The 24,726-nt window shown below is 74.5% G+C and carries 16 protein-coding genes; 4 read left to right on the forward strand and 12 right to left on the reverse strand.

Translation table 11 applies throughout. From position 1 onward, the window contains the following. The 3 genes from ACH01S_RS18025 to pdxH form a co-directional block, all read right to left on the reverse strand. Positions 1-559: 3-deoxy-7-phosphoheptulonate synthase (locus ACH01S_RS18025; protein WP_255220225.1), on the reverse strand; the 559-nt coding region annotated here is incomplete at its 3' end. Further along, entirely contained in the window at positions 556-2,121 is a 1,566-nt protein-coding gene (locus ACH01S_RS18030; RefSeq protein WP_067892667.1) for a (2,3-dihydroxybenzoyl)adenylate synthase, read from the reverse strand. The genes ACH01S_RS18025 and ACH01S_RS18030, both read right to left, overlap by 4 nt. Positions 2,122-2,162: 41 nt before the next feature. Next, positions 2,163-2,750, reverse strand: a complete 588-nt coding sequence (gene pdxH / locus ACH01S_RS18035) for a pyridoxamine 5'-phosphate oxidase (RefSeq protein WP_246236399.1) — start codon at positions 2,748-2,750, stop codon at positions 2,163-2,165. 56 nt (positions 2,751-2,806) lie between these two features. On the opposite strand from pdxH, the gene ACH01S_RS18040 reads away from it, so the two are divergent. Continuing rightward, a complete protein-coding gene (locus ACH01S_RS18040) occupies positions 2,807-3,469 on the forward strand; it encodes a methyltransferase (RefSeq protein WP_067892671.1) in 663 nt (220 codons plus the stop codon). Positions 3,470-3,504: 35 nt separating this feature from the next. Here the strand turns inward: ACH01S_RS18040 and ACH01S_RS18045 are convergent, their stop codons facing one another. Genes ACH01S_RS18045 through ACH01S_RS18085 form a run of 9 tightly spaced genes read right to left on the reverse strand, consistent with a single transcriptional unit; the run spans position 3,505 to position 21,613 of the window. Then, the gene (locus ACH01S_RS18045; protein ID WP_067892673.1) at positions 3,505-4,254 is read right to left on the reverse strand and encodes an ABC transporter permease; all 750 of its coding nucleotides are present in this window, start codon (positions 4,252-4,254) and stop codon (positions 3,505-3,507) included. Then, a complete protein-coding gene (locus tag ACH01S_RS18050; RefSeq protein WP_067892675.1) occupies positions 4,251-5,030 on the reverse strand; it encodes an ABC transporter permease in 780 nt (259 codons plus the stop codon). Before ACH01S_RS18050 ends, ACH01S_RS18045 begins: the two co-directional genes overlap by 4 nt. Continuing rightward, complete coding sequence (locus tag ACH01S_RS18055) at positions 5,030-5,974, reverse strand: daunorubicin/doxorubicin resistance ABC transporter ATP-binding protein DrrA (protein WP_067892676.1); 945 nt, start codon at positions 5,972-5,974, stop codon at positions 5,030-5,032. Before ACH01S_RS18055 ends, ACH01S_RS18050 begins: the two co-directional genes overlap by 1 nt. A gap of 45 nt (positions 5,975-6,019) precedes the next feature. Beyond that, complete coding sequence (locus ACH01S_RS18060; RefSeq protein ID WP_067892923.1) at positions 6,020-6,397, reverse strand: nuclear transport factor 2 family protein; 378 nt, start codon at positions 6,395-6,397, stop codon at positions 6,020-6,022. Positions 6,398-6,431: 34 nt separating this feature from the next. Beyond that, complete coding sequence (locus tag ACH01S_RS18065) at positions 6,432-7,202, reverse strand: thioesterase II family protein (RefSeq protein ID WP_067892678.1); 771 nt, start codon at positions 7,200-7,202, stop codon at positions 6,432-6,434. Further along, positions 7,199-8,305: a Gfo/Idh/MocA family oxidoreductase gene (locus tag ACH01S_RS18070; protein WP_067892680.1), complete on the reverse strand. Its 1,107-nt coding sequence runs from the start codon at positions 8,303-8,305 to the stop codon at positions 7,199-7,201. The genes ACH01S_RS18065 and ACH01S_RS18070 overlap by 4 nt, the downstream gene beginning before the upstream one ends. After that, positions 8,302-9,336: a saccharopine dehydrogenase NADP-binding domain-containing protein gene (locus tag ACH01S_RS46015; RefSeq protein WP_246236398.1), complete on the reverse strand. Its 1,035-nt coding sequence runs from the start codon at positions 9,334-9,336 to the stop codon at positions 8,302-8,304. Before ACH01S_RS46015 ends, ACH01S_RS18070 begins: the two co-directional genes overlap by 4 nt. Beyond that, entirely contained in the window at positions 9,333-14,795 is a 5,463-nt protein-coding gene (locus tag ACH01S_RS18080; RefSeq protein ID WP_067892685.1) for a non-ribosomal peptide synthetase, read from the reverse strand. The genes ACH01S_RS46015 and ACH01S_RS18080 overlap by 4 nt, the downstream gene beginning before the upstream one ends. Next, the gene (locus ACH01S_RS18085; RefSeq protein ID WP_246236397.1) at positions 14,792-21,613 is read right to left on the reverse strand and encodes a non-ribosomal peptide synthetase; all 6,822 of its coding nucleotides are present in this window, start codon (positions 21,611-21,613) and stop codon (positions 14,792-14,794) included. Before ACH01S_RS18085 ends, ACH01S_RS18080 begins: the two co-directional genes overlap by 4 nt. A 286-nt stretch (positions 21,614-21,899) precedes the next feature. On the opposite strand from ACH01S_RS18085, the gene ACH01S_RS18090 reads away from it, so the two are divergent. From ACH01S_RS18090 to ACH01S_RS18100, 3 genes are read left to right on the forward strand one after another with little or no spacing between them, the layout of a single operon-like run. Beyond that, positions 21,900-22,616, forward strand: coding sequence for a Phenylacetic acid catabolic protein (locus ACH01S_RS18090; RefSeq protein WP_174564891.1), 717 nt, complete (start codon positions 21,900-21,902; stop codon positions 22,614-22,616). Then, positions 22,595-23,173 carry a hypothetical protein gene (locus ACH01S_RS18095; protein WP_067892687.1) on the forward strand — a complete coding sequence of 193 codons (579 nt, stop codon included), beginning with the start codon at positions 22,595-22,597 and terminating at the stop codon, positions 23,171-23,173. Before ACH01S_RS18090 ends, ACH01S_RS18095 begins: the two co-directional genes overlap by 22 nt. Then, the gene (locus ACH01S_RS18100) at positions 23,166-24,725 is read left to right on the forward strand and encodes a benzoate-CoA ligase family protein (RefSeq protein WP_083980834.1); all 1,560 of its coding nucleotides are present in this window, start codon (positions 23,166-23,168) and stop codon (positions 24,723-24,725) included. Before ACH01S_RS18095 ends, ACH01S_RS18100 begins: the two co-directional genes overlap by 8 nt. Position 24,726: the final 1 nt, after the last annotated feature.

The raw sequence follows: 24,726 nt of genomic DNA on the forward strand, positions 1-24,726 counted from the left end.
CCTCGTGGGAGACGAAGGCCCGCTCCAGCGGCGGCCGGCCGGTCCACGAGTCGCGCACCACCCGCAGCACCCGCTCGGCGCACCGGTGGGCGCGGAGCAGCCGGGTGGGATCGGGGTGGCGGGCCCCGGCGTCGGCGGCGGGGCTGTTGACGGCGTCGCCACGGTACGACGGGACGACGGCACCGCCCGCCGTGCGCTCGTAGGGCGCCGAGCGGGGCTTGCCGTACTGCCCGGCCAGGCGTCCCACCGGCACGGTCACCGCGCCGGAGGCCGAGCGGATCGCCTCCGCCAGGCCGTAGAGCTGGGCGAGCTTGGCGCGCACCTCGGCGGGCCCGGACTCGTGGAAGCGCTCGGCGCAGTCGCCGCCCTGGAGGATGAAGCCCTCGCCCCGGGCGACCCGGGCGACGGCCCCGCTGAGCCGTTCGCACTCCGCCCTCGTGACCAGCGGCGGCATCCGGCGCAGCGCGCCGGTGACGCGGTCGAGCAGCGCCGGGTCGCCCCAGTCGGGCTGCTGCGCGACCCCGCCGCCCCCGCCGATGGCGCCGGTCGCGCCGGTCACGGCGACCCGTCCCGGAGCCTGGCCTTGTCGACCTTGCCCACCGGTGTGAGCGGCAGGCCGGGGACGACGACCACGCGGTCGGGGATCTTGTAGGCGGCCACGCCGCGCTCGCGCATGAACGCGGCGACCGTCCGCTGGGTGGGGGGCTCGTCCCGGGCGACGAGGTAGGCGCAGGTGCGTTCGCCGAGGTAGGGGTCAGGCACCGGGACCACCGCCGCGGCCTTCACGTCCGGGTGGGCCAGCAGGTGCTCCTCGACCTCCTCGGCGGGCACCTTGTCGGCGCCGCGGTTGATGACGTCCTTGACGCGGCCGCGGATCTCCAGGTGGCCGGTCCCGGTGCGGCGGGCGAGGTCGCCGGTGCGGAAGAAGCCGTCGGGGGTGAAGGCCCGGCCGTTGTGCTCCTCGGCCCGGAAGTAGCCCCTGATCGTGTACGGCCCGCGGACGAGCAGCTCGCCCGTCTCCCCGGGCGGCACATCGGCGCCCGCCTCGTCCACGATGCGGACCTCGTCGTGCGCCGACAGCGGCTTTCCCTGGACGCGGGCCAGCAGCTCGGGCGGGTCGTCCGGGGGGCTCTGGCTGAGCAGCCCCTCGGCCATCCCGAACGACTGCTGCACCGGGCCGAGCCGCCGGGCCACGTCGCGGGCCAGGTCCGGGCTGACGCCCGCGCCGCCGAGCTGGACGAGGCGCAGGCTCGACAGGTCGTGGGGGCTCCACGAGGCGGCGTCCACCCACAGCAGCGCCAGCGACGGCACCAGGCCGGTGACGGTGACGCGCTCGTCCTCGATGAGGGGGAAGGCGTCACCGACGCTCGGTGTCGGGCTGAGCACGACGCTGCCGCCCGCGTGGAAGGTGCCCAGCACGCCGGGGCATCCGAGGGCGTAGTTGTGTGCGATGGGGAGTGCGGCCAGGTAGACGTCGTCGGGGCCGAGACGGGCGTTGGCGGCGCTCAGCCTGATGTTGCACATGTAGTCGTCGTGGGTGCGCGGGATCAGTTTCGCGCGTCCGGTGGTGCCGCCCGACAGCAGGAAGAAGGCGACGTCGCCCGGATCGGGCGGCGGCAGCTCGGCGGGTTCGGCGTAGAGCGACGCCAGCGGCTCGAACTCCGCCGGTTCCCCCGCGACGATCACGTGCCGCGGGCCGTCGATCCGCCGGGCCAGCTCGCGGTGGTCGAAGCCCTGATGGACGTCGGGGACGACGTAGGCGGCGGCCTCGGTGAGGGCGGCCAGGTGGCCGATCTCGTCCCGCCGGTGAGGAGGCAGCGCGAGCACCGGGGCGGCGCCGAGCGTCACCAGGGCGAAGAACGTGTCGATCAGCTCCGGCGTGTTCGGCAACTGCACGATCACCCGGTCGCCCCGGCGCAGCCCGAGGCCGTGGAACCCCGCGGCCAGCCGGGCGGCGCGCTCGGCGAGCTCCCGGTACGTCCGCCGGGACGAGCCCGCGACCAGGGCGGTGCGCTCGCCGTGGGCGGACAGCAGGGTGTCGAGGGTCTGGCCGGTCCACAGGCCGAGCGCGCGGTAGCGCTCGGCGGTCTCCGCGGGGCAGGGCACGCATCCGGCGATCATCGTCTCCTCCTCATGGCGGTCCCGCGCACGGCTCGCGCTGCTCACGGCGCCACCCGGACCACCTGCCAGCCGTCGTCGCGGCGGCGGTAGCGCACCCGGTCCTGGATCTCGTCGGCCCGGCGCTGCCAGAACTCCATCTCCTGCGGGGTGAGCCGGTAGCCGCCCCAGTGGCCGGGACGCGGCACCTCCTGGCCGTCGAAGCGGGCGCGTTCGGCGTCGAAGCGCGCGCGCACCACCTGCCGGTCGTCGATCTCGGCGGACTGGTCGCTGCTCCAGGCCAGCAGTTGGAGCGAGCGGGGCAGGGTGGCGAAGTAGGCGTCGGACTCCACCTCGTCGAGCCGGGTGACCGGGCCCTCCGCCCTGACCTGGCGCCCCTTGGCGAGCCAGCCGAAGCAGAGCGCAGCCGCCGGGTTGACGGCCACGTCCGCGGCCTTGCGGCTGGCGTGGTTGGTGAAGTAGACGAAGCCGTGGTCGACGTAGGCGACGTCCACCCAGCGGGCCGAGGGGCGGCCGTGGTGGTCGGCCGTGGCCAGCACGGCGGAGTCGGGCGTCCGCGCGTCGACCGCGCGCCATTCCTCCCGCCAGCGCGTGAACTGCCGGAGCGGATCGGCCGGCGACTGAGTCGGCATTCTTTTCATCTCCTCATTCGGTGGCCTTCTTGAGCCTTTTCCCTATAATCGGCCATATGCACCAAGTCGCACAGGACCTCATCGCCCGGCACCGAGAAATCAGCACTCCCCGAACATTTCACCTGCTCGGCATGGAATGGGATCTCCTGCCCGGCGTCTACGCCCCGCAGCTGTCCCAGTCGGCGGCGCTGTACGCCGAATGGCTGCCCTATCCCGCGCACGGCTCCTTCTGCGAGGTCGGCAGCGGCACGGGATACGTCGCGGTGCTGGCGGCGCTGCGCGGCTGCGCCGCGGTGACGGCGCTGGACGTCAGCGCGGCGGCCGCCGAGAACACCCGGCGCAACGCCGAGCGGCACGGCGTCGGTCCGCTGGTCCAGGTGGCCTGCGGCGACATGTTCGAGCCGCTGACCGGCGAGGACAGGTTCGACGTCATCTACTGGAACTCCAACTTCGTCGAGGGCCGGCCCGCCGACGCCCTGGAGCGGGCCTTCCTCGACCCCGGCTACGCGGCGCACGCCGCCTTCTTCCGCGGCGCCGCCGCGCACCTGGAGCCCGGCGGCAGGCTGCTGCTCGGCTTCAGCGACCTCGGCGACGAGCGGCGCGTGCGCGCGCTGGCGGCCGAGCACGGCTGGCGGGCCGCACTGCTGCGCGCCGCGAGATGCGCCGCGGAAGAAGGGCATATCGAGTACCGCCTCCTCGAATTCAGGCGACGCGGCTGACCGAATTCGCCGGGCCCGCGCGGGCCCGGCGAATGTCATTTGTAGAGGCGCACGGCGAGCGGCACCAATACCACTGTCGCGGCCACCGCCCAGGCGGCGGTGAAAAGCGTCGGCCGCAGTATCTCGCCGCCGCTGGAAAGGCCGACCAGCGCGTCGGTCGCGAGCGACAGCGGATTGGCCCGCACCACGGGCCGCAGCCATGCGGCGAACTGGTCCGCCGGCACGAAACCCGACGACAGGAACAGCAGCAGCGTGACGGGGGTGCTGAGAGCCCCGCTGACCGCCTGCTCGCTCTTGGCCGACATGGCCACGACGACCGCGAGCCACAGGAAGATCCACGCGAAGAGGACGACGACCGCGAAGAAGCCGAGCGCGGCCAGCGGCCCCCGGGCGAAGCGGAACCCGACCGCGTGCGCGACGCCCGTGGTGACCGCCGCCACCAGCAGGACCCGCGCCAGGTCGCCGACGATCCGGCCCGCGAGCACCGACACCCGGCCGATGTCCATGGCCCTGAACCGGTCGACGATGCCGCCGCGCAGGTCGGTGAAGAACCCGAGGCCGGTGCCGACCGCGCCGTAGGCGGCGCTGAACAGCACGATGGCCGGGGCGAGCCGGTCGATGTAGCGGCCGCCGGACGCCTCGTCCACCAGCTCGCCGAAGACCAGCAGCATGAGGAAGAGCAGGATCAGCGGGAACAGCAGCGAGTCGGCGACCAGTTGCGTGCTCTTGGCGAAGCGGCGCAGGTTGCGGCCCGCCAGCAGGCCCGTCTCGGTGATCACGCTCATGCCGCCCTCCGGAACGCCTGGACCGCCGCCGCCGAGAAGACCGCGAGCAGCGCCGCCAGCCACGCGACCGCCTTCAGCACCGGCCCGGCCGTCGGGCCGCCGTCGGCGAGCGCCCGCAGGGCGTCCAGCACGACGCTCACCGGCTGGTGCCGCACGAACGGCTCGATCCAGCCGGGGAAGGCGTCGGCGGGCACGAAGGCCGAGGACACCATCAGCAGCGGCAGGTAGACGACGTGCAGCGTCGAGGAGACGGCCTCGGGATCGCGGGAGACGAGCCCGACGGCGCTCGTGCCCGCCGAGACCGTCAGCGCGAAGCCCACCGACAGCACCACGAAGCCCAGGGACGCCACGGGCCCGGCCTGGAACCGGAAGCCCGCCGCGTACCCGGTCGCGATGATCACCGCGAGGGCCAGCAGCGCCCGGACCGCGTCGGCGGCGATCCGGCCGACCACCACGGCGCCCCGGCTGATCGGCAGCGACCGGTAGCGGGCCAGCATGCCGCTCCGCCGGTCGGCGGCGAAGAAGAAGGCGGCGGTGATCGCCACCGAGAACATCCACTGCACGACGATCGCCGGGGGGAGGAACTGGGCGTAGTCGACGCCGCGCGTCCGCAGCAGGTTCTGGAACAGCGCCAGGAACCCGAAGACGAACACGATCGGGAACACCACCATGGTGCTGACGGTGTCGGCTATCGAGTTGAGCCGGAGGTTGCGTCCCGCCAGCAGCATTCCCTGCCCGAAGAGGTTGGCCGGGCCCGCCTCTGTGCCCGTGGCCATCAGCCGACCTCCTCGGGTTCCCGGTCGGCCTTCGCGCCGGTCAGCGTGAAGAACACCTCGTCGAGCGTGGGGCGCCGCAGCCTGATGTCGTCGGCGCCGATCCCCGCCTCGCGCAGGACCGCGACGACGTCGGTCAGCGTGCCGGGGTCGGCGCCGCGGACGGTGACCACCCCGCCGGACTCCGCCACGTCGCCGAACCGCTCCCGCAGGACGCGCAGCGTCCGCTCGCGCGGCTCGGCGCGCACCTCGCACACCTGCCCGCCGACCTGGTTCTTCAGCTCGTCCGGGGTGCCCTGCGCGATCACCCGGCCGTGGTCGATGACCACGATCCGGTCGGCCAGCCGGTCCGCCTCCTCCAGGTACTGGGTGGTGAGGAGCAGCGTGACGCCCTCCGCGCGCAGGCGGTCGACCATGTCCCACATCTCCTGGCGGCCGACCGGGTCGAGCCCGGTCGTCGGCTCGTCGAGGAAGAGCACGGGCCGCTTGACGACCAGGCCCGCCGCCAGGTCCAGGCGCCGCCGCATGCCGCCGGAGTAGGACTTGACCGGCTGGTCGGCGGCGTCGCCGAGCCGGAACCCGTCCAGCAGTTCGGCGGCCCGCGCGGCGGCGGCACGGCGGTCCAGCTTGAGCAGCCGGCCGAACAGGACGAGGTTCTGCCGCCCGGTCAGCATGTCGTCGACGGCGGCGAACTGCCCGGTCAGCGCGATGGAGGCGCGGACGCCCGCCGGGTCGCGGGCCACGTCGTGCCCCGCCACCGAGGCCCGGCCGCCGTCCAGCGGCAGGAGCGTGCTCAGGCAGTTCACCGTCGTGGTCTTGCCGGCGCCGTTCGGGCCGAGCAGGCCGACCACGGCCCCCGGCTCGACCGTGAACGACACCTCCTCCAAGGCGGTCTTCTTGCCGAAGACCTTGCGGAGGCGCTCGACCTCGACTCCCTCTTCACGCATGAGCGCTACCTCCCGATGGGGGCGGTCCCGTGCCGCCCGGACCTGTCAGCCGTCCTGCTTCACCGGGGTCTGCTGGTGGAAGACGAGTCTCCAGCCGCCGTCCCCGCCGCCGCGCTCGTAGACGCTCGTCATGTAGAGCTGGAAGGAGAAGTCCGCCTCGGTGAGCCGGATGGTGGCCCTGTAGGTGATCAGCGCCGACCCGTCGCCCAGGGGCAGCACCTTGACGTCGTCGAGCGTGTAGTCGTCGAACGGGGACTTGTTGGCCTCGATGTCGTCGGCCAGCTCGCGGCCGGTCTGCAGGCCGTCGGGCTCGACGCAGACCGTGCGGTCGGTGACCAGGCCGCGGTAGAAGTCGCCGTCGCCGACCGAGATGGCCGCCCAGCCCTTCTCCTCCAGCTCGCGCAGCTCGTTCTCGATGCTCATCAGGGGCTCCTTTCCGTTGGTGATCGTCATGGGCTCAGGGGGTGGACGGCCAGCGGCCGGGCACGCCGCAGAACCGCAGCACCTGCTCGACCAGCTCGTCCTCCCGGGGGATCAGGTAGAAGTGGTCGCCGGGGAACACCCGCAGCCGGAACGGGCCCGCGGTGTGGCGCTCCCATCCGGCGGCCTCGTCGCGGTCCACCTCGGGGTCGGCGGTGGAGACGCACGCGCAGACCGGCGTGCGGATCGGGGCCGGGTCGGCGGGCCGGTAGGTCTCGATCAGCTCGTAGTCGGCGGCGAGCGTCGGCAGGACCAGCTCGCGCAGCGCCGGATCGTCCAGGACCTCGTCGCTGGTGCCGCCCAGCCTGCGGAGGTCCGCCACCAGCGCCGGTTCGCCGCCGAGATGCACCTCGGTCGGACGAACCCGGTCCGGAGCCGGGCGGCCGGACACGACCAGCCCCGCCAGCGGGCGGCCGAGCATGCCCTCCAGCCGCCTGGCCGTCTCGTGCGCCACGGCGGCGCCCATGCTGTGGCCGAACAGGGCGAGCGGCGCCTCGCCCAGCGACGCGAGGGCGGCGGCGGTCGGCTCGGCGAGCTCGTCCATGGTCCGCGCGTGCGGTTCGCGCAGCCGGTCCTGGCGGCCCGGGTACTGGACGCCGTACAACTCGACGCCGTCGGGGAGGCGCGCCCCCCACGTCCTGAAGAATCCGGCGGCGCCGCCCGCGTGCGGGAAGCAGACGAGACGCAGCCGGGGCACGTCCTGGACCCGCAGCGGACGCAGCCACCGCTCCCGTTGCCGGACGGTCATGTCGGTGATTCCTCCAACTCGGTTCTCGCGGCGGCGATCAGCTCGTCGGCGGGCATCGGACGGTGCGGCGGTCCGGACAGGCGCTCGGGGTAGCCGAGGCTAGTGGCCATCGCCTGCCACACCGAGCTCACGGTCAGGTAGTACTGCCCTTCACGTAATGGATCACTGCCCTCACTCACCGCCTCCCATGTGCGCGCGATGGCGCGGCGGGCGCCCTCCGGCCACACGGACGCGAGGATCTCCCGGTAGGTCGGGGGAGCGGCGGGGCCGATCGCGCTGGTGGCGGGCAGGTCGAGGCCGGGGTCGGCGGCGGCGTCGAGCCGGGTCGTCCGCCTCGCCTCGGCGGGCAGGTGCGGACGGGGCGACCACAGCACCGGGCCGTGCGTCTCGGCGAGCGTGAGCGTGCCGCCGTCGGCGCCGATGGTGACGCGGTGCAGCAGGTGGGCGTGGTTGTCGGGGTCCGCCGGGTGCAACTGGTTCTGCACGCGCAGCGTGAACGGGACGCCCGCCAGCGTGCCGTCGATCGTCCGGAACGGGCCGCGTCCCGTCGGGGGCGGCAGGTCGAAGGGCCGAAGGCCGCCCAGCGCCCGGCCGAGGATGTCGAACAGGTGGTAGGAGACCTGCACGCCGCAGGCGGCCTCGACGTACACCGGCCGCAGCGCGCGGGCGGCGGCGATGAAGCGCCGCACCGGAGGAAGGTGAACGTAGTGGCTGTTCACGCGGTAGACGACCCGGTTCCGGCGGGCGGCGCGCAGGGCGGCGGCCAGTTCGTCGCGCAGCAGCGGCCCCTCCTGCAGGACGTGCACGCCGCGATCCATCAGCTCGGCCGCCACCGCGCTGCCGGGTCCCCCGTTGACCTCGCCGAGCAGGACGACGCAGGCCAGGTCGATGTCGCCGGGCACGTCGTCGACCCGCGTGAAGAGCGGGACGTCCGCCTCGTTCGCGCACGCCTTCGAGCGCTCGCCGCCCCTGGCGAGGATCCCGGCGAGCTCGAAGGCCGAGTCGGGCGCGGTGAGAGCGGCCAGGTGGACGCGGCCGAAGCCCGTCCCGCACACCAGCGCGCGCGGGCGCCGGTCCCCGTCCCCGTGCGTGCCGGTGTTCACAGCACCCCCTCCTCGACGCGCGCCCGTGACAGTTCGGTGACCTCCACGGCCGGGTCGTCGCGCAGTTCCTTGAGCACGGCGGCCGGGTCCAGCACGGCGGAGGCGTCGTGGGCGCCGGGCGGCACCCGGCCCGCCGCCACCGCCCGCGTGGCCGTGGCCGCGAGCGCGGCGGTCAGCTCGTAGCTGTCGGCGGCGCGGACGACGAGGACCCTCCCGTCCAGGTCGAAGACGAGCTGGAAGTACGGGCGGCGGCCGAGGGCGTCGAGGCGGGCCGCGAGTTCGAGGTCCTCGGCCGCCTGCCCGATCTCCTTGTCCCTGGCTCCGGACAGCGCGCGGAGCGTCCGCTCGCCGTCGAAGACGCCCCACCATTCGACCTCGGCGAGATCCAGCGTCCGCGCCAGCCGCTGCGTCTCCCCGCTCAGGTAGGGGTAGGCGCTGACACGTCCCGGGAAGTGCGGCAGGACGACGTTCTCCGCCGGGCGCAGCGCGCCGCGCAGCGGCCGGTGCCCCTGCCACGCGGCCAGCGGAGCGGCGTCCTCGCCGTGCAGGGCGGCGACGTAGTCGAGCGCGGCGGCCTTGGTGAAGCGGTCCAGGCCGCCGACGCGGGCGACCAGCCGGAAGGGCCGCCCGACCCGCTCCGCCAGCGCGCGGGGCAGCAGCGCGGACAGGCCGGGCATCATCCCGGCGGCCAGCACCGCCGCGCGTCCTCGGGCCAGGGCCGTGAGGCGGGAACGGTCGAGCTGCTCTCCGGCCACGTCCACGTAGTGGGCCCCCGCCCTCAGCGCGGCCAGCGCCACCGTGTCGCCGACGCTCGCCGAAGGGCCCGCGCAGTTCACCACCACCGCGCAGCCGTCGCAGAACTCCGCCAGCGCGGCGGCGTCGTCGACGTCCACCTCGACGGCCTCCGCTCCGGGCGGGGCGAGGCTCCGCACCTTCGCCAGGTCCCTGCCGCCCAGGCGCGGCCGCCCCCGCAGGCGGCGCACGAGCGCGCGGCCCACCGCGCCGTAGCATCCGGTCACGCCGACGGTCACGACCGCTCCCACCCTTCGGCCAGCAGGGCGGCGACCTCGTCCACGTGCGGCGGGCGCAGGCAGCTGAAGTGGTCGCCGGGGACGTCGGCCACCCTCAGCTCGCCCAGGCACAGCTCGCGCCAGAACCCGGTCATGTCGTCGCGCAGCCACGGCAGGAAGCGCGTGTCGCCGAGCTGGCGCAGGAACGTGATGTCGCCCGCGTACGGCTCCGGCTCGTGCGCGCCGACCGCGCGCAGGCTGTGCCGCACCACCTGGTAGAAGGCGGCGACCTGCCGTTCGACGTCGGCGTCCGCGTGCGCGTGGCGGCTCGCGGCGCGGCCGATGGCGGCCAGCCGTTCGTCCTGCGGGCGCCTCGCCTGGGCGCGGAAGACGTCGGCGACCGGCGCCAGCGCGCCGGTGAGCGCGGTGACGCGCCCGGCGGGCACCCTGTCCTCGTCTTCGCGGAGCAGCAGCTCGAAGACCTCGGACATCGTCCGCTCGTCGCCGGGGTAGCCCGCCTCGGCCGGGTCGGCGCCCATGACCTTGGCGAAGACGTACTCCACCACGAGGTCGTCCTCGATGATCCGGGGCAGCGTGTAGCTGCTGATCACGGTGAGGCTCGCGACCTCGGAGCCCGCCTCGGCGAGCTGCCTGGCGATCTCGGTGGCCAGCAGGCCGCCCATGCAGTAGCCGACGACGTGGAAGGCGCCTGCGCCGGTGTCGAGCAGCGCGCGGGTGTAGCCCGCGGCCCGGCGTTCGATCAGGCCGCGCGGGTCCTCGGCCAGGTAGGAGTCCACGTCGGTGATCGCGAGCCCGGCGAGCGCGCCGCCCTTGCCCGCCAGCAGCCGCGACAGCGCCCGGTAGGGGGCGAGCGTGCCGCTGCCCTCGTGGACGAGGACGCGCAGCGGCCCGCCGTCGCCGGGCTCCCCGCCGAGCGGGACGAGCGGGACGAGCGGCGACGCGTCGGCGCGCCCGGCGGCGCCGTCGCGGTCGCCGTCCGCGCGCAGCGCCTCGGCGAGCGCCGCCACCGTCGGCCGGTGCAGGATCTCGCGGACCAGGTCGTCCCAGAGCACCCCCTCCGCGGCGGGGACGCGGGCGCGGAGCGTGGCGGCGAGCTTGGCGACCACGAGGGAGTCGCCGCCGAGGTCGAAGAAGTCGTCGTCGCGGTTGGGCGCGGCCACGCCGAGCACCTCGCCCCAGACGGCGGCGAGCTCCCGTTCCAGGTCGTCGCGGGGCGGGCCGCCCGCCGAGGCGCGGCTCGCGGCGGCGTGCGGCAGCCAGGAGCGCAGCGCGGCCGTGTCGACCTTGCCGTTGCGGGTCAGCGGCAGCTCGTCGACGACCTGGAGGTGCGCCGGGATCATGTACTCGGGCAGCCGTCCGGCGAGGTGCCCGGCCAGCGCGGCGACGTCCAGCGGCCGCCGGTCCGCCTTGAACCGGGCGGCGAAGACGTGCTGCCCGAGCGGGGCCGTCACGTCGTCCGGGCCGGGGAGGCACACGGTCGTGTCGGCGCCCGCGTCGAGCAGCAGCCCGAGCCACTCGTCGCGGCCGAGGAAGGTCTGGTCGAGGCCCTTGCGCGAGTCCTCGTAGTCCCATTTGCGCGGGTCCTTCTCCGGCATCATGAACTCCATCGAGGTCATGATCTGGTAGCTGTCCTCGGTGGTCTCGACGAACACCAGCCAGCCGCCGGGCCGGAGCAGCTGCGTCAGCCGGTCGAGCACCCGTCCCGCGTGCCGGGAGTTGTGCAGGACGTTCACGCAGACGACGACCTCGAAGTCGTTGGGCCGGTACCCCTGCTCGCGGAAGTCCTCGTTGATGTCGAACAGCCCGTACCGCACCCAGGGCCGGTCGCCGAAGCGCTCGCGGGCCTCGTTGAGGAAGAACGGCGAGACGTCGGTGAACAGGTAGTCGACGTCGTACTCCGCGAGCGCCGGGATGAGCTGCGCGCTGATGCCGCCGACGCCCGCGCCGACCTCCAGCACCCGCAGGCCGCCGTCGTGCCGCCCGGCGATGCGGCGCAGCATCGCGATGGCGGCGTGGTTGACGTAGCGGCTGATGACGTTCTCCCGGTAGGCCGCCTCGGAGATCTCCAGGCGGCCCTCGGGGAAGAGCAGCGGCAGCGGGTCCAGCTCGTCGCGGACCAGCTCGGGCAGGCGGTTGGTGCTGGTCCTGAAGTAGTCGATCAGGACTGCGGGGTAGCTGTCCTCGCGTCGCAGCTCGGCGACCGACTCCCAGGCGGCGTCGAGGTCGTGCTCGGTGGCGGTGCGCACCGCGCGGCGGACGTTCCCGTCCCGCCGCAGGAACCCCTCGTCCTCCAGGACGCGCAGCCAGCGGCGCACCAGCCGGTGGTGCCGGGGGGCCGCGCCGACGGCCTCGATGACCTCGTCGGTGGTGGCGGCGTCGCCGGGCGCGCCGAACAACCCCCGGCGGACGAGGGCGCGCATGATGCCGACGACGGCGGCCCTGTCCAGGCGGGCCATGAACTCCATCAGCTCGTCGCGGTCGAGGTGCGCGGTGTGCGCGTCGCCCGCGCGGGAGCCCGCCGCCCGCAGTTCGTCCGCCAGTGCTTCGGCGGGCTCGCGCGGGCGGTCGCCGCGGGCGGGCTCGGCGAAGGCGGCGAGGCGGCGCTCCAGCCCGTCGCCGTCGACCAGCACGTGGGCGGCGGCGACCGCCGGGTGCTCCTGGACGGCGGCCTCGACCTCCGCGAGCTCGATCCGGTGCCCGCGGATCTTGACCTGCCGGTCCTCGCGGCCGAGGAACTCGATCACCCCGTCCTCGCGGTAGCGGCCGAGGTCGCCGGTGCGGTAGAGGCGCTCGCCGGTCTCCGGGTGCCGGACGAACCGCTGCCGCGTCTTCGCCTCGTCGCCCAGGTACCCGAGCGCCACCCCGGCGCCGCCGATGTACAGCTCGCCCGCCACCCAGTCCGGGCACGGCCGCATCGCCGCGTCCAGGACGTGGAAGGTCTGGTTGGCCAGCGGCTTCCCGTACGGGACGCTCGTCCAGTCCGGGGAGAGGTCGCCGATGGGGTGGCAGATCGACCAGATCGACGCCTCGGTCGCGCCGCCGAGGCTGACCAGCTCGGCTCCGGGCAGCCGCGCGCGGGCGGCCGCGGGGAGCGTGATCGGGATCCAGTCGCCGCTGAGCAGGGCCAGCCTGAGCGTGCGCAGGTCGGTCCCGGGGTCGGCGTCCAGGTAGTGGACCAGCATCTGGAGCTGCGCCGGGACGGAGTTCCACAGCGTGACCCCGTGCTCGGCGACGAGCCCGGCCCAGCGGGCCGGGTCGCCGCGCTCCTGCGGGCCGGGCAGCACCAGCGCGCCGCCCGCGGCCAACGGGCCGAAGACGTCGTAGACCGAGAGGTCGAAGCCGAGGCCGGCCAGGCCGAGCACCCGATCGGCGGCGGTGACCGAGAAGCGGCGGTTGATGTCGGCGACCGTGTTGAGCGCCGCCTCGTGGGAGATCATCACGCCCTTCGGCTCGCCGGTGGAGCCGGACGTGTAGATGACGTAGGCGAGGTCGCCGGGACGGGCGCGGCTCGTGGGAGCGGGCGCGGTGGACGGCGGCGCCGTGTCGACGTCCACGCAGCGCACCCCGGCCGGGCGCTCGCCGATCCAGGACTGCGTCAGCGCGGTGGCCACCCCGGCGTCGGCCATGATGCGGTCGCGCCGGGCGGGCGGCTGGGCGGCGTCCACCGGCAGGTAGGCGGCGCCGGAGAGCAGCGTGCCGAGCACGGCGACGACCTGCTCCCAGCCCTTCTCCATGAGCACCGCGACGGGCGCGTCCCCCGCCTCCGCGAGGCTCTCGGCCACGGCGGTCGCCCGCGCGAGCAGCTCGCCGTAGGTCAGCGTGCGCTCCGCCGTGACGACGGCGGGCGCGTCCGGCGTGGCCAAGGCTTGGGCGACGACCGGCTCGTGGAGCAGCCCCCCGGGACGGGGCGCGGCGGTCGCGTTGGCGCGGTCGCGCCGCTCGGCCTGCGCGGCGGGCAGCCCGACCGGCGCGGCCGACGTCCACGCGGAGTCGGCCGCGGCCAGGTCGAGGAGCAGCGTGCGCAGCGCGGCGAACAGGTCCTCGATCAGCCCGGCGGGGAAGACGCCGTCGCGCACGTCGGCCCTGACCTCCAGGACGCCGTTCTCGACCAGGGCCTGGCAGTCGATCCACACCTGGGGCGTCCGGCTCCCGCCGTGCACCACCTCGGCCAGGCCGCGCATGCCCTCGTTCTCGTCGCTGAGCCCGACGGTGCTGGTGAAGACGACCGGGTACAGGGCGGTCCGCCTGCCCTGCCGCCGGGCCATCTCGCGCATCAGCTCAACGCCCGAGTAGAGCCGGTGGTCCAGGTCGTCCCAGAGGCGGCGCTGGAGCGCGGCGGCGCGGTCGGCGAAGCGGTCCCCGGCGCCGTCCACCTCAAGGAGGCTGACGGTGGTGAAGTCGCCGACGAGCGAACCCACCTGCGGGTGGAGCGGATGCCGGTTGAGCAGCGTGAGGTTGAGGCAGAACGCGGGCTGGCGGCTCCAGCGTCCGACGACCTCGGCGAACGCGGCGAGCACGGCGGTCGAGGGCGTGACGCCGTGCTCCGCCGCCCGTTCGCGCAGCCCGCTCCACTGGCCGGGGGAGAAGCGGACCGCGTGGCGGGTGAAGGAGCCGGTCGCCTGGACGTCCCGGTCCTCGCGCAGCGGCAGCTCGGGCGCGCCGGGCAGCTCGTCCAGCCGGTCCTCCCAGTAGCGCCGGTCGCGCTCGCGGGCGGGGCCGTCGCGCAGGCCTCGGGCCGCCGCCACGTAGTCGCGGAAGGTGATCTCCAGCGGCGGCAGTTCCGCGTCCGGGTCGAGGTAGAGCCGCTTCAGCTCGGTGAGCAGGAGCTGGATGCTCAGGTAGTCGGCGATGAGGAAGTCGATGGAGACGTGCAGGAGGTCGCGGTCGCCGGTCCGGGTGATCCGCAGGTCGAACAGCGGCCAGACGGCGGGGTCGTAGCGGCGGCCGTCCATCGCGCTCCGGGTGGCGGCGACCCGCGCGTCGACCTCGGCGGGGGAGCGGCCCCGCAGGTCGGCCACCGCGATGCCGTACCGGGGCGTCTCGGGGGCGGTGACCTGGTAGCCCTCCACGTGGACGGTGCAGCGCAGCATGTCGTGCCGCTCGACCAGCCGGTTCCAGGCGTCCTCCATGCGCGGCGCGTCCAGGTCGGCGAACGCCAGCTCCGCGTAGACCTGGCAGGCGGTGCCGCCGTAGTCGAAGGCGTCGCCGCGGCCGAGCAGGTAGGCGGCCTGCACGTCGGTGAGGGGGAACGGCTCGTGCCGGGCGCCGGGCTCGGGCGCCAGCTCCGGCGGGGCCGGGCGGGTCAGGTGGTCCAGCAGTTCGTCCTTGCGGGCGGCGAGCTGCGCGCGCCGCTCCGCGGTGAGGACGCCCTCGGGAGCGCGGAACCGCAGCCGGCCCGCCTCCTCCCACAGCTGCACGCCCTCGCGGGCCAGTTCGGCGATGAGCTGACCAGCCGTCATATCGTGCCCTCCTCGAAGGCTCCGTCGTCGAAGGCCCCGTCGTCGTCGCGTCGCTCGATCAGGGCGGCGTGCCCGGCGATGGTCGGCTCGGCGAACAGCGCCCGCAGGGGCAGCTCGACGCCGAACTCGATCCTGATCTCCTCGGCCAGGCGGGTGGCCAGCACGCTGTCGCCGCCGAGGGTCACGAAGTTCTGGTGCCTGCCCACGTCGGGGACGTCGAGCAGCGCCCGCCAGATCCCGGCGAGGGCCTCCTCGACGGGGCCGGTGGGCGGGGCGTCCTCCGGCGGGCCGTCGCCGTGCTCCTCGACCAGGCGGTTCAGAGCGTTCCGGTCGATCTTTCCGTTGGGGGTGAGGGGGAGGTCGGGGACCTGGACGACCGGCTCCGGGATCATGTACGGCGGGAGCCGCCCGGCCAGCCAGTCGCGCAGGTCGCCCCCGTCCAGGTCACCGGCCGGGACGACCAGCGCGGCCAGCCCGCGGGCGGCGCCGCCGACCGTGGTCGCCACCGCGCGCTTCACGCCCGGGTGGGACAGCAGCGCCGCCTCGATCTCGCCGAGTTCGATGCGGTGGCCGCGGACCTTGACCTGGTGGTCCACCCGGCCGAGGAACTCCAGCGTCCCGTCCGGCCAGTAGCGGCCCATGTCGCCGGTGCGGTACCACCGCATCCCCTCGTGCTCGACGAACTTGGCGCGGGTGGTGTCCGGGTCGCCCCGGTACCCCTCGGCCACTCCCGCGCCGCCGATCCACAGCTCTCCCGGAGTCCAGTCCGGGCAGTCGCGCCCCAGCGAGTCGACGACCCGGAAGCACTGGTTGGCCAAGGGGCGGCCGTAGGGCACCGACACCCACTCCGGCGGCACCTCGGCGGGCACCGGGCAGTAGTTGGACCAGATCGCCGCCTCCGTGGCGCCGCCGAGCGCGATCAGGCGGCACTCCGGCGCGACGCGCGCGAGCCGGGCCGACATGTCCAGCGGGACCCAGTCGCCCGACACCATCGCCAGCCGCAGCGAGCCGAGCTGCCCGCGCTCGGCGACCAGCAGCATGTCCAGCAGCGCGGGGACGGTGTTCCACACGGTCACGCCGTGCTCGGCGACCAGGCGCGCCCACCGGGCGGCGTCGCGGCGGTCGTCCTCGTCCACCATGACCAGCGACCCACCGGCCGACAGCGGTCCGAACACGTCCCATACCGACAGGTCGAAGTCCAGGGCGGACACCGCCAGGACGCGGTCGTCCGCGCCGACGCCGAAGCGGGCGTTGACGTCCAGCACGGTGTTCAGGGCCGCGCGGTGGGAGACCTCCACGCCCTTCGGCTCGCCCGTGGACCCGGACGTGAAGATCACGTACGCGCTCGCGTCCGGCTTCACCTCCACCGGAGCGTCCAGCGGCTCCCCCTCGGGCGGTTCGGTCAGCAGCAGGCGCGCGTCGGCGCGGCGCATGATCTGCTCGCGCCGGGCCTTGGGCTGGTCGACGCCGATCGGCACGTAGAGCGCCCCCGCCGCCAGGACGCCCAGCACCGCCGCGATCTGGTCGGGGCCCTTCGGCAGCGACACCGCGACCGCATCGCCCGCGCGCACACCCCGCTCGCGCAGGAACCCGGCCACCCGCAACGCCCGTCCGGCCAGCTCGCCGTAGGAGACGCCGGGGCGGATCGCCACGCGGGACGGATCCCGGCGCGCCCGCTCGAAGAAGCGGCCGTGCAGCGTGCCCTCGGGAACCGGCGCCGCCGTGTCGTTGGCCGCCGCCCGCACCGCGAGCTGCGACGCCGGGACCAGCGACGGCGCGGGCGCGTCCCAGTCGGAGTCCAGCAGCCATTCCAGCAGCCGGCCGTAGCCGTCGGTCATGGCGTCCAGGACGCCGGGCGGGAACAGGTCCTCGACCGCGTCCCAGTTGACGACCAGCCCGCCGTCGACCTCGACCACCTGGTGGTCGATCCACACCTGCGGCGTCTGCGACACGCCCCAGACCGGGTCGGCGAAGAGCGTGCCGGTCAGGGCGCCGTCCTCGTCCGCCACGCCGAGCGTGCTGGTGAACACCACCGGCATGGCGGCGTCGGACGAGCCGGTCCGCCTGGCCAGCTCGCGCATCACCCACAGCGCGGACACGTCGCTGTGGTCGAGGTCGCGCGCCACCCGGCGCTGGAGCCTGCGGGCGCTGTCCAGCCAGGTATCGCCCGGCTCGTAGGCGACCAGCAGCAGCGAGGTGAAGTCGCCGAGGACCCTGTCGATGTCCGGGTGCACCTGGCGCCGGTCGAAGAGGGTGAGGTTGATCGTCATGTCGCGGCGGGCGCTCCACGCGCCGAGCGCGTCGGCGAACGCCGTGGCGAGGACGGTCGAGAGGGTGAGGCCGTGCCGCCGGGCGGTGTCCTTGACCGTCCGCCACTGCTCGGCGGGGACGCGGATCTGGCGGCGGGTGAAGCGCGGGCGGCCGAGGCCGGCCGGGTCGGCGGCCAGCGGGAGCTGGGGCGCGGGCGGCAGCTCGCCGACCCTGGCCGACCAGTACTCCTCGGCGTCCCGCCGCGCCTGCGGGTCGGGCCCGACCGTGAGCACGTAGTCGCGGAAGGACGGGCCGGTCGGCGGCAGGTCGGCGCCGGGGTCGCGGTAGAGGACGTCGAGCTCGCGCAGCAGGGTCATGATGCTGAGCGCGTCGAAGACGATGTTGTCGAAGCTGACGCCGATCCGGACGCGGCCCTCGCCGTACCGCACGGCCCGCACGTCGAACAGCGGCCACCGGGTGACGTCGATGAGCTGGTGCGACATCGACCCGCGCAGCTCGGCGAGGGCCTCGTCGGCGGCGCCGTCACCGGCCTCCGTGACGGGGATTACCAGCTCCGGCGCGGTGGGGAGGATGCGCTGCGCGCCGTCGGGCTGGAAGACCGCGCGCAGCATCTCGTGACGTTCGATCAGCCGGTTCCACGCCGCCCCGAAGCGGGCCAGGTCGAGGCCGTCGAAGTCGTACTCGGTGTAGAAGTGGCAGCCGACGCCGCCGAGCGCGAAGGCGTCGGTACGGCCGAACCAGTAGGCGCGCTGCACGTCGGTGGGCGGGAACGGCTCGTACCGGTGTTCCGGGTCGGCCCGCAGGACGGACGCCTCGGCGGCCTCGTCCTCCCCGCCGAGCCGTACCGTCCGGGCGAAGGCGGCCAGTTCGGGGTTGTCGAACAGGTTCGTCAGCTCGGCGCCCGCGACTCCTTCGGCGCGCAGGCGGAGGATGAGGCGGGTGGCGAGGAGGCTGTCGCCGCCGAGCGCGAAGAAGTTCTGGTCGCGGCCCACCGCCGGTACCTTCAGCACCTCGGTCCAGATCGCGGCCATGACGCTCTCGATACCGGGACGGGGCGGCTCGAAACGTTCCGCACGTCCGGCGAGTTCTCCGGTCAGGATCGTCCGGACCTCGGCGCGGTCGACCTTGCCGTTGGCGGTGAGCGGGAGGCCGGAGATCTGGGCGATGTGCTCGGGGACCATGTACGGGGGCAGACGGTCGGCGAGGTGCGCGCGGAGGTCGTCCTCATCGAGCCGCTGCTGATCGCCGGACGGGACGACGACGGCCGCCAACTGATGGGCTGCGCTCTCGACCGTGGTGGCCGTCGCCCTTTCGACCCCGGGATGGGAGAGCAGCGCCGCTTCGACTTCCCCGAGTTCGATGCGGTGGCCGCGGACCTTGACCTGGTGGTCGATGCGGCCGAGGAACTCCAAGGTGCCGTCCGGCCAGTAGCGGCCCATGTCGCCCGTGCGGTACCAACGGACTCCGTCGTGCTCGACGAATTTGGCGGCGGTGGTGTCGGGGTCGCCCCGGTAGCCCTTGGCGACTCCCGCTCCGCCGATCCACAGTTCTCCGCGTCCCCAGTCCGGGCAGTCGCGGCCTTGCGGGTCCACGACGCGGAAGCACTGGTTGGTCAGAGGTCTGCCGTAGGGGACGGACACCCATTCGGAGGGAATTCGGGGCGGCACCGGGCAGTAGTTGGACCAGATGGCGGCTTCGGTGGCGCCGCCGAGCGCGATGAGCCGACATCGCGGCGCCGCGTGGGCCAGGCGGGCGGACAGGTCCAGCGGGACCCAGTCGCCGGACACCAGGGCCAGCCGCAATGAGGGGAGCGGGCCGTCGGCGGCGGTCAGCAGCATGTCCAGCAGCGCGGGCACGGTGTTCCACACCGTCACCCGGTGCTCGTTCACCAGCCGCGCCCACCGCGCGGCGTCGCGCCGCTCGGCTTCGTCGATCATGACCAGCGAGGCGCCGGCCGACAGCGGGCCGAAGACGTCCCAGACCGACAGGTCGAAGTCCAGCGCCGACACGGCCAGGACGCGGTCGCCGCCGGTGACGCCGAAGCGGGCGTCGACGTCCAGCACGGTGTTGAGGGCGGCGCGATGGGCGACCTCGACGCCCTTCGGCGCGCCCGTGGACCCCGACGTGAAGATCACGTATGCGCTGCTCTCCGGGTCCACGGCGACGGGGGCGTCCAACGGCGGGACGTCGGGAAGCTCGTCGGGCGCCAGGGTCAGCGTGAAGCGGGCGCCGGCGGTGCGGACGATCTGGTCGCGCCGGGCGGGCGGCTGGTCGACGCCGACCGGGACGTACATCGCCCCGGCGGCGAGGACGCCGAGGACCGCCGCCACCTGGCCGGGGCCCTTGGGCAGACACACCGCCACCGCGTCGCCCGGCCGGACGCCGTTCCGCTGGAGGAACCCCGCGACGCGCAGCGCCCGGCCGGCGAGGTCGCCGTAGCTGATCGCGGGCCCGGCGGCATGGTGCACGGCGGGCCGGGACGGGTCGCGGCGCGCCAGCTCGAAGAACCGTTCGTGCAGGGTCCCTTCGGGGAGGGGCGCGGCGGTGTCGTTGACCGTCGCGCGGACGGCGAGTTGGGCGGGCGGTACCAGCGTCGGGACGGGCGCGTCCCAGTCGTTCTCCAGCAGCCAGTCCAGGAGCCGGTTGTGACCGTCGGCCATGCCGTCCAGCACGCCCGGCGGGAACAGCTCCTCGACGGCGTCCCAGTTGACCAGCAGCCCGCCGTCGACCTCGACCACCTGGTGGTCGAGCCACACCTGCGGCGTCTGCGACAGCATCGAGCCCAGCCGGCCGAGGCTCCGCCGCACGTCCGCGCCGACGAGGTCGCCCATGCCGAGCGCGCTGGTGAACACGACCGGCGCGGTGACCTGGTCATGGCGGCCGCCCCGGTTGAGGTCGCGAAGGACCTCGACGCCGGAGTAGGCCGAGTGCGCCGCGTCGCGCTGGAAACGCGCTTGCAGCGCCGCGACGCGCTCCGCGAACGTCTGGGGCCGCGACAGGTCCACCTCCAGCAGGACGAGGTTCGAGAAGTCGGCGACCATGTGCTCCACGTCCGGGTGGATCGCCTGGCGGTCGAACAGCGGGACGTTCAGCACGAAGCGCGGCGCGCCGCTCCACAGCCCGACGACCTCGGCCAGCGCGGCGGCCATGGCCATCGGCAGGGTGACGCCGTGCGCGCGAGCGCGCCCGGCCAGCCGCTCCCGCTCCCCGGCGGTGAGCTTGCGGTCGCGGCGCACCACCCGGACCCGCTCCACCCGCTCCGGCTCGACGGCCAGCGGCAGCGGCGGCCCGGGCGGCAGCTCGGCCAGGCGGTCGGCCCAGTACCGGCGGCCAGCCTCGCGGTCCTTCGCCCGCAGCGGCTCCCGCTGGGCGAGGTACTCGCGGAAGGAGTAGGTCAGCGGGGGCAGCTCGGCGTCCTCGCCGCGATAGAGGGCGGCCAGGTCTTGCAGGACGATCTGGATGCTGCGGACGTCCGCGACGAGCAGGTCGATGTTGACGTGCAGGCGGTAGGCGCCGCCGGGCAGCAGCGAGAGCGCCAGGTCGAGCACCTCGCCGCGCTCGACGTCCAGCCGCCGGTGCGACAGCAGCTCGCGCTTCCTGAGCAGGGCCTCTTCGGCGTCCTCCGCCGTGCTCAGGTCGTGGACGGTCAGGCCCGGCCAGGGGCTGTGCGGGAGAACCTGCTGGGTGCCGTCGTCGAGGAAGCGGGCGCGCAGCAGGTCGTGCCGCTCGAACAGGGCGCGGGCGGCGCGCTCCAGGGCGTCGCGGTCGATGGCGGTGCCGTCGAACTCGATGTAGAAGTGGCAGCCGACGCCGCCGAGCACCTGGCGGTCGCGGCGGCCGAACCAGTAGGCGTGCTGGAGCGGGGTGAGGGCGAAGGGGGCGTCGCGGTCGACCGGTTCGGCCTCGGGCCGCGGCAGGGCGACGGCGCCGCACGACCGGAGCAGCGCGTGCCATGACTCGATGGTCGGCGCCTCCACGAGGTCGGTGAACTTGACGTCCAGGCCCCGGCGCAGCCAGTCGTTGGCGAGCTGCATGACGCGGACGGAGTCGAGGCCCAGCGCGATGAGGTCCTCGCCGTGGTCGAGGTCCTCCGGGCGGACGCCGAGCAGGTCGGCCGCGGCGCGGGCGATCTCGTCCAGCGCGGGAGCCGGTGCGGAGGGGGCGGCGGCCCGGGCGCGCGAGCCGGGACGATCGGCGTCCGATGCGGCGCTCAACGGGACGGGCGGGGCGGCCAGGGTGTCGACGGCGCGGACCGGCAGCAGCCCGCGGCGGTAGCGGGTCACGAGGTCCGCCCGGTCGCCGGTCAGCGATCCCGGGTCGACGAACGCCACCGTCTCCACCACCGCGCCGCAGGCGTCGAGGGCGGCGCCGCGCACCCGGCGGGCCGACGGCCCGGCTCCCGGAACGGATTCCACCAATGCCGTCAGGCTTCCGTCCGGAACGGTCTGAATGGCGCGGCATGGCGATCCGGTCAGCTCGTTCACGGCCGCTTCGAGGTCGTTCGGGGAAAGCACCCGGCCGTGCGCGGACAGGCAGTACGAACGCATCGCCGTTTCCGTCATGGCGCATAACACTGGCATATACCTAAGTGCCTGACCAATCTTGAATTAGTGGAATGCAGTCCGCGGGTAGCCATTCGACTATTAGGGTTGCCTAACCTAACCGGTCGGCCCGGAAGAGTTCATCAGCGGGAACGTGCCACAGGTGCCCGGTCGACGCACCGCCCCAAGTCGGGAGGTGCTCTTTCGAGGTGCCCGTCCGGGCACTTGCCTCCGCTCCGGACCGCGCTTAGCTTCCGTCGATGATGTCCGGAGATGTCCGGAAGGAGAGGGGATGCCGCCCGCACTCACCGAGGAAGCCCGGGACGCCGCCGCGGCGCACGCGCTCGGCGCCGAGTACGTCACCGCGCTCGGCAAGATCATCAACAGTCATGTGCGCAATGAGGCGGCGGGGGCGGCGGTCTTCGACGAGCCGTCCATTTCGCTCGCGCCCACTCCGCGTGACAAATGGCTCGCCTGCAGAATGGCGATGGAGGAGTACGGCCACCATCTGAAGTTCAACAGACTGGCGAATGAGCTGGGGCTTGAGGACGCCCGCGACCGGCCGCCGCTGTCGGTCTTCGACTACCAGGTGGAGTCGTGGACCGGATATGTGATGACCAAGGCGATCGTGGATCTGGCCGAGGTCGTGCTCATGGAAGACCTGTGCGACTGCTCGTATGTGCCGCTGCGCGAGCTGTGCCGGTCGCTGATGCCGGAGGAGCGCTTCCACGTCGGGTTCGGCGCCGCGCGCGCCAGGCGGCTGGCCGCCGATCCGGGCGCCCGCGAGGAGGTCCGCTCGGCGGCGCACCGCCTCATCGCGATGACGCTGCCCTTCTTCGGCCGCAGCGACTCCCGCAACAACGAGACCTTCCGCAGGTGGGGCATCAAACGGCTGACCAACGACGAGGCGCGGGCGGAGTTCGTCCGGCGCACCCGGGCGCTGCTGTGCGACGACCTCGGCCTGGACTACCCGGAGGTGGCGACGCGTTGGCCCGCTACTACGAGCTGAGCGCCCCGCCGGAGGGACTCGCCCGCGACCTCGGCCCCGGCGGCGACCGCGTCGCGGCCCTGCTCGACGGTGTGTCCGCGCACGTCCCGCCGGACGGCGCGCACCGGCGGAGAAGCGAGGAGCTGCCGGAGACGCTCGCGGGCGCGCCGGTGCGGCGGGTGCCGGACGTCTCCGCGGCGGTCCTCGACCGCGTGGCGCCCGACTGGCTGGCCTCCCTGGAGCGCCGACGGCACGACGCGCGGCGCCGGCTCCTCGGAGCCGGCCGCGCGGACCGGCTGGAACTGGCCGAGCACGTGGCGATGCTGGTCGCGACGCCGCGGCTGCGCCCCGCCGACCCCGGGGACGCCGACGCGCTGGCGCTGTCGGGCGCGGTCCTCTGGCTGGTCGGCACCCTCGTCGCCGGCGCGCTGGCCGACGACCGCGCCGACGCGCTCGCCGAGCTGGTCACGGGCGGCTGGTGGCCGGTGGGCCCGGTGGACGGCGCCTTCCTCACCGCCCCCCTCGACCTGCCGCGCCGCCCCCGGGGCGGCCCGTCCGAAAGGCCCCGCCATGCCTGAGCCTCCGTCCGGCCGCGCCACGGTCCGGACGCCGACCGCCCCGAGGCGCGGCGGGCGGGTCGCGCAAGGCCCGCCCGCGAACCTCGCGCTGCGTCTCGACGCCCTGGCCCGCCGGGACGGCCGGTGGCGGCGGCCCGCCTTCCACAGCGCCGAGCGCTCCTGGACGCACGGCGAGGTGCACGCCCTCGCCGCGTCCGCCGCGTCGGTCCTCGCCGGGCAGGGCGTCCGCCCCGGTGACCGGGTGCTCATCGCGCTTTGCGACGGCATCGCGTGGGTGACGGCGTTCCTCGCGGCCGCGCGGCTCGGCGCGGTCGCCGTCCCGGTCAACCCCGAACTGGTCCCCGACGAGCACGGCTTCCTGGCCGACGACTGCCGGGCCCGTCTCGTGGTGGCGGAGGACCGCCTCGTCGGACGCTTCGACGGCGCCGCCGTCCTGGCGGGCGAGCGGCTGGTGCGGCTGGCCGCGGACGCCCCGTCCGGACCGGCCGCCGCCGTGACCGGCGACACGCCGCTGTACGCGCAGTACACGTCCGGCACGACCGGCGTCCCGAAGGCGGCGCTGCACCGCCACGCCGACCCGGCGCGCTACCAGCGGGCCGCGGGCGACGGCGTGGTGGGCGTGCGGCACGACGACGTGACGCTGTCGGTCTCGAAGCTGTTCTTCGCCTACGGCCTGGGGAACGCGCTGGTCTTCCCGCTCTTCTCCGGCTCCGCCGCCGTGCTCGTGCCGCACCGGCCGGCGTCGGCGGAGATCGCCGAGATCGCGGCGCGGCACGGCGTGACGCTGCTGTACGGCGTGCCGTCCGCGTACGCCAACCTGGTGGCCGAATGCCCGCCCGGTGCGTTCCCCTCGGTCCGGGTGGCCGTCTCGGCCGGCGAGTCCCTGTCCGTCTCCCTCGGCGCCAGGACCGGCGAGGTTCTCGGCGTTCCGGTCCTGGACCAGCTCGGCTCCACCGAGGTCGGCCACGCCTTCTGCTCCAACACCGCCTGGCGGGACGAGCCCGGCACCGTCGGCCGCCCGCTGCCCGGATACGAGGTCGAGCTGCGCGGCGAGGACGGCGCGCCCGTCACCGAGGGCCAGGGAGAGATCTGGGTGCGGGGCGCCTCGGTCATGACCGGGTACCTGGACCGGCCCGCCGAGACCGCACGGGCGCTGCGCGGCGGCTGGCTGCGCACCGGGGACCTGGCGGAACACGTGGACGGCGGCGCGCTGAAGCACCGCGGCCGCAACGACGACATGGAGATGGTGGGCGGCATCACCGTCTCCCCCCTGGAGATCGAACGCGTGCTGGCCGAGCACCCGGCGGTGTCCGAGGCCGCCGTGGCGGTCATCGCCGACGAGCACGGCGCGCGGAAGCTGCGCGCCTTCGTGGTGCCCCGCCCCGGCGCGCCCGGCGCGGACCGCGCCGGGCTGGCGGACGAGCTGATCGCCCTGGCGCGGCTCCGGCTCGCCCCCTACAAGGTGCCGCGCCGAGTGGAGTTCCGGACCGGACTGCCGCGCACCGCGACGGGCAAGCTGCGCCGCTTCGCGGTGCGCACGGGAGAGTGGTGAC

The organism is Actinomadura chibensis NBRC 106107, from assembly GCF_001552135.1.
Lineage (GTDB): Bacteria > Actinomycetota > Actinomycetes > Streptosporangiales > Streptosporangiaceae > Spirillospora > Spirillospora chibensis.

What these genes read in the sequence shown, in the direction of transcription:
- ACH01S_RS18065 (WP_067892678.1), bottom strand. Translation starts at nt 7,202, where the DNA reads ATGACCGTCCGGCAACGGGAGCGGTGGCTGCGTCCGCTGCGGGTCCAG.
- ACH01S_RS18090 (WP_174564891.1), top strand. Translation starts at nt 21,900, where the DNA reads ATGCCGCCCGCACTCACCGAGGAAGCCCGGGACGCCGCCGCGGCGCAC.
- pdxH (WP_246236399.1), bottom strand. Translation starts at nt 2,750, where the DNA reads ATGCCGACTCAGTCGCCGGCCGATCCGCTCCGGCAGTTCACGCGCTGG.
- ACH01S_RS18080 (WP_067892685.1), bottom strand. Translation starts at nt 14,795, where the DNA reads ATGACGGCTGGTCAGCTCATCGCCGAACTGGCCCGCGAGGGCGTGCAG.
- ACH01S_RS18050 (WP_067892675.1), bottom strand. Translation starts at nt 5,030, where the DNA reads ATGGCCACGGGCACAGAGGCGGGCCCGGCCAACCTCTTCGGGCAGGGA.
- ACH01S_RS18030 (WP_067892667.1), bottom strand. Translation starts at nt 2,121, where the DNA reads ATGATCGCCGGATGCGTGCCCTGCCCCGCGGAGACCGCCGAGCGCTAC.
- ACH01S_RS18060 (WP_067892923.1), bottom strand. Translation starts at nt 6,397, where the DNA reads ATGAGCATCGAGAACGAGCTGCGCGAGCTGGAGGAGAAGGGCTGGGCG.
- ACH01S_RS18100 (WP_083980834.1), top strand. Translation starts at nt 23,166, where the DNA reads ATGCCTGAGCCTCCGTCCGGCCGCGCCACGGTCCGGACGCCGACCGCC.
- ACH01S_RS18055 (WP_067892676.1), bottom strand. Translation starts at nt 5,974, where the DNA reads ATGCGTGAAGAGGGAGTCGAGGTCGAGCGCCTCCGCAAGGTCTTCGGC.
- ACH01S_RS18040 (WP_067892671.1), top strand. Translation starts at nt 2,807, where the DNA reads ATGCACCAAGTCGCACAGGACCTCATCGCCCGGCACCGAGAAATCAGC.
- ACH01S_RS18045 (WP_067892673.1), bottom strand. Translation starts at nt 4,254, where the DNA reads ATGAGCGTGATCACCGAGACGGGCCTGCTGGCGGGCCGCAACCTGCGC.
- ACH01S_RS18085 (WP_246236397.1), bottom strand. Translation starts at nt 21,613, where the DNA reads ATGCGTTCGTACTGCCTGTCCGCGCACGGCCGGGTGCTTTCCCCGAAC.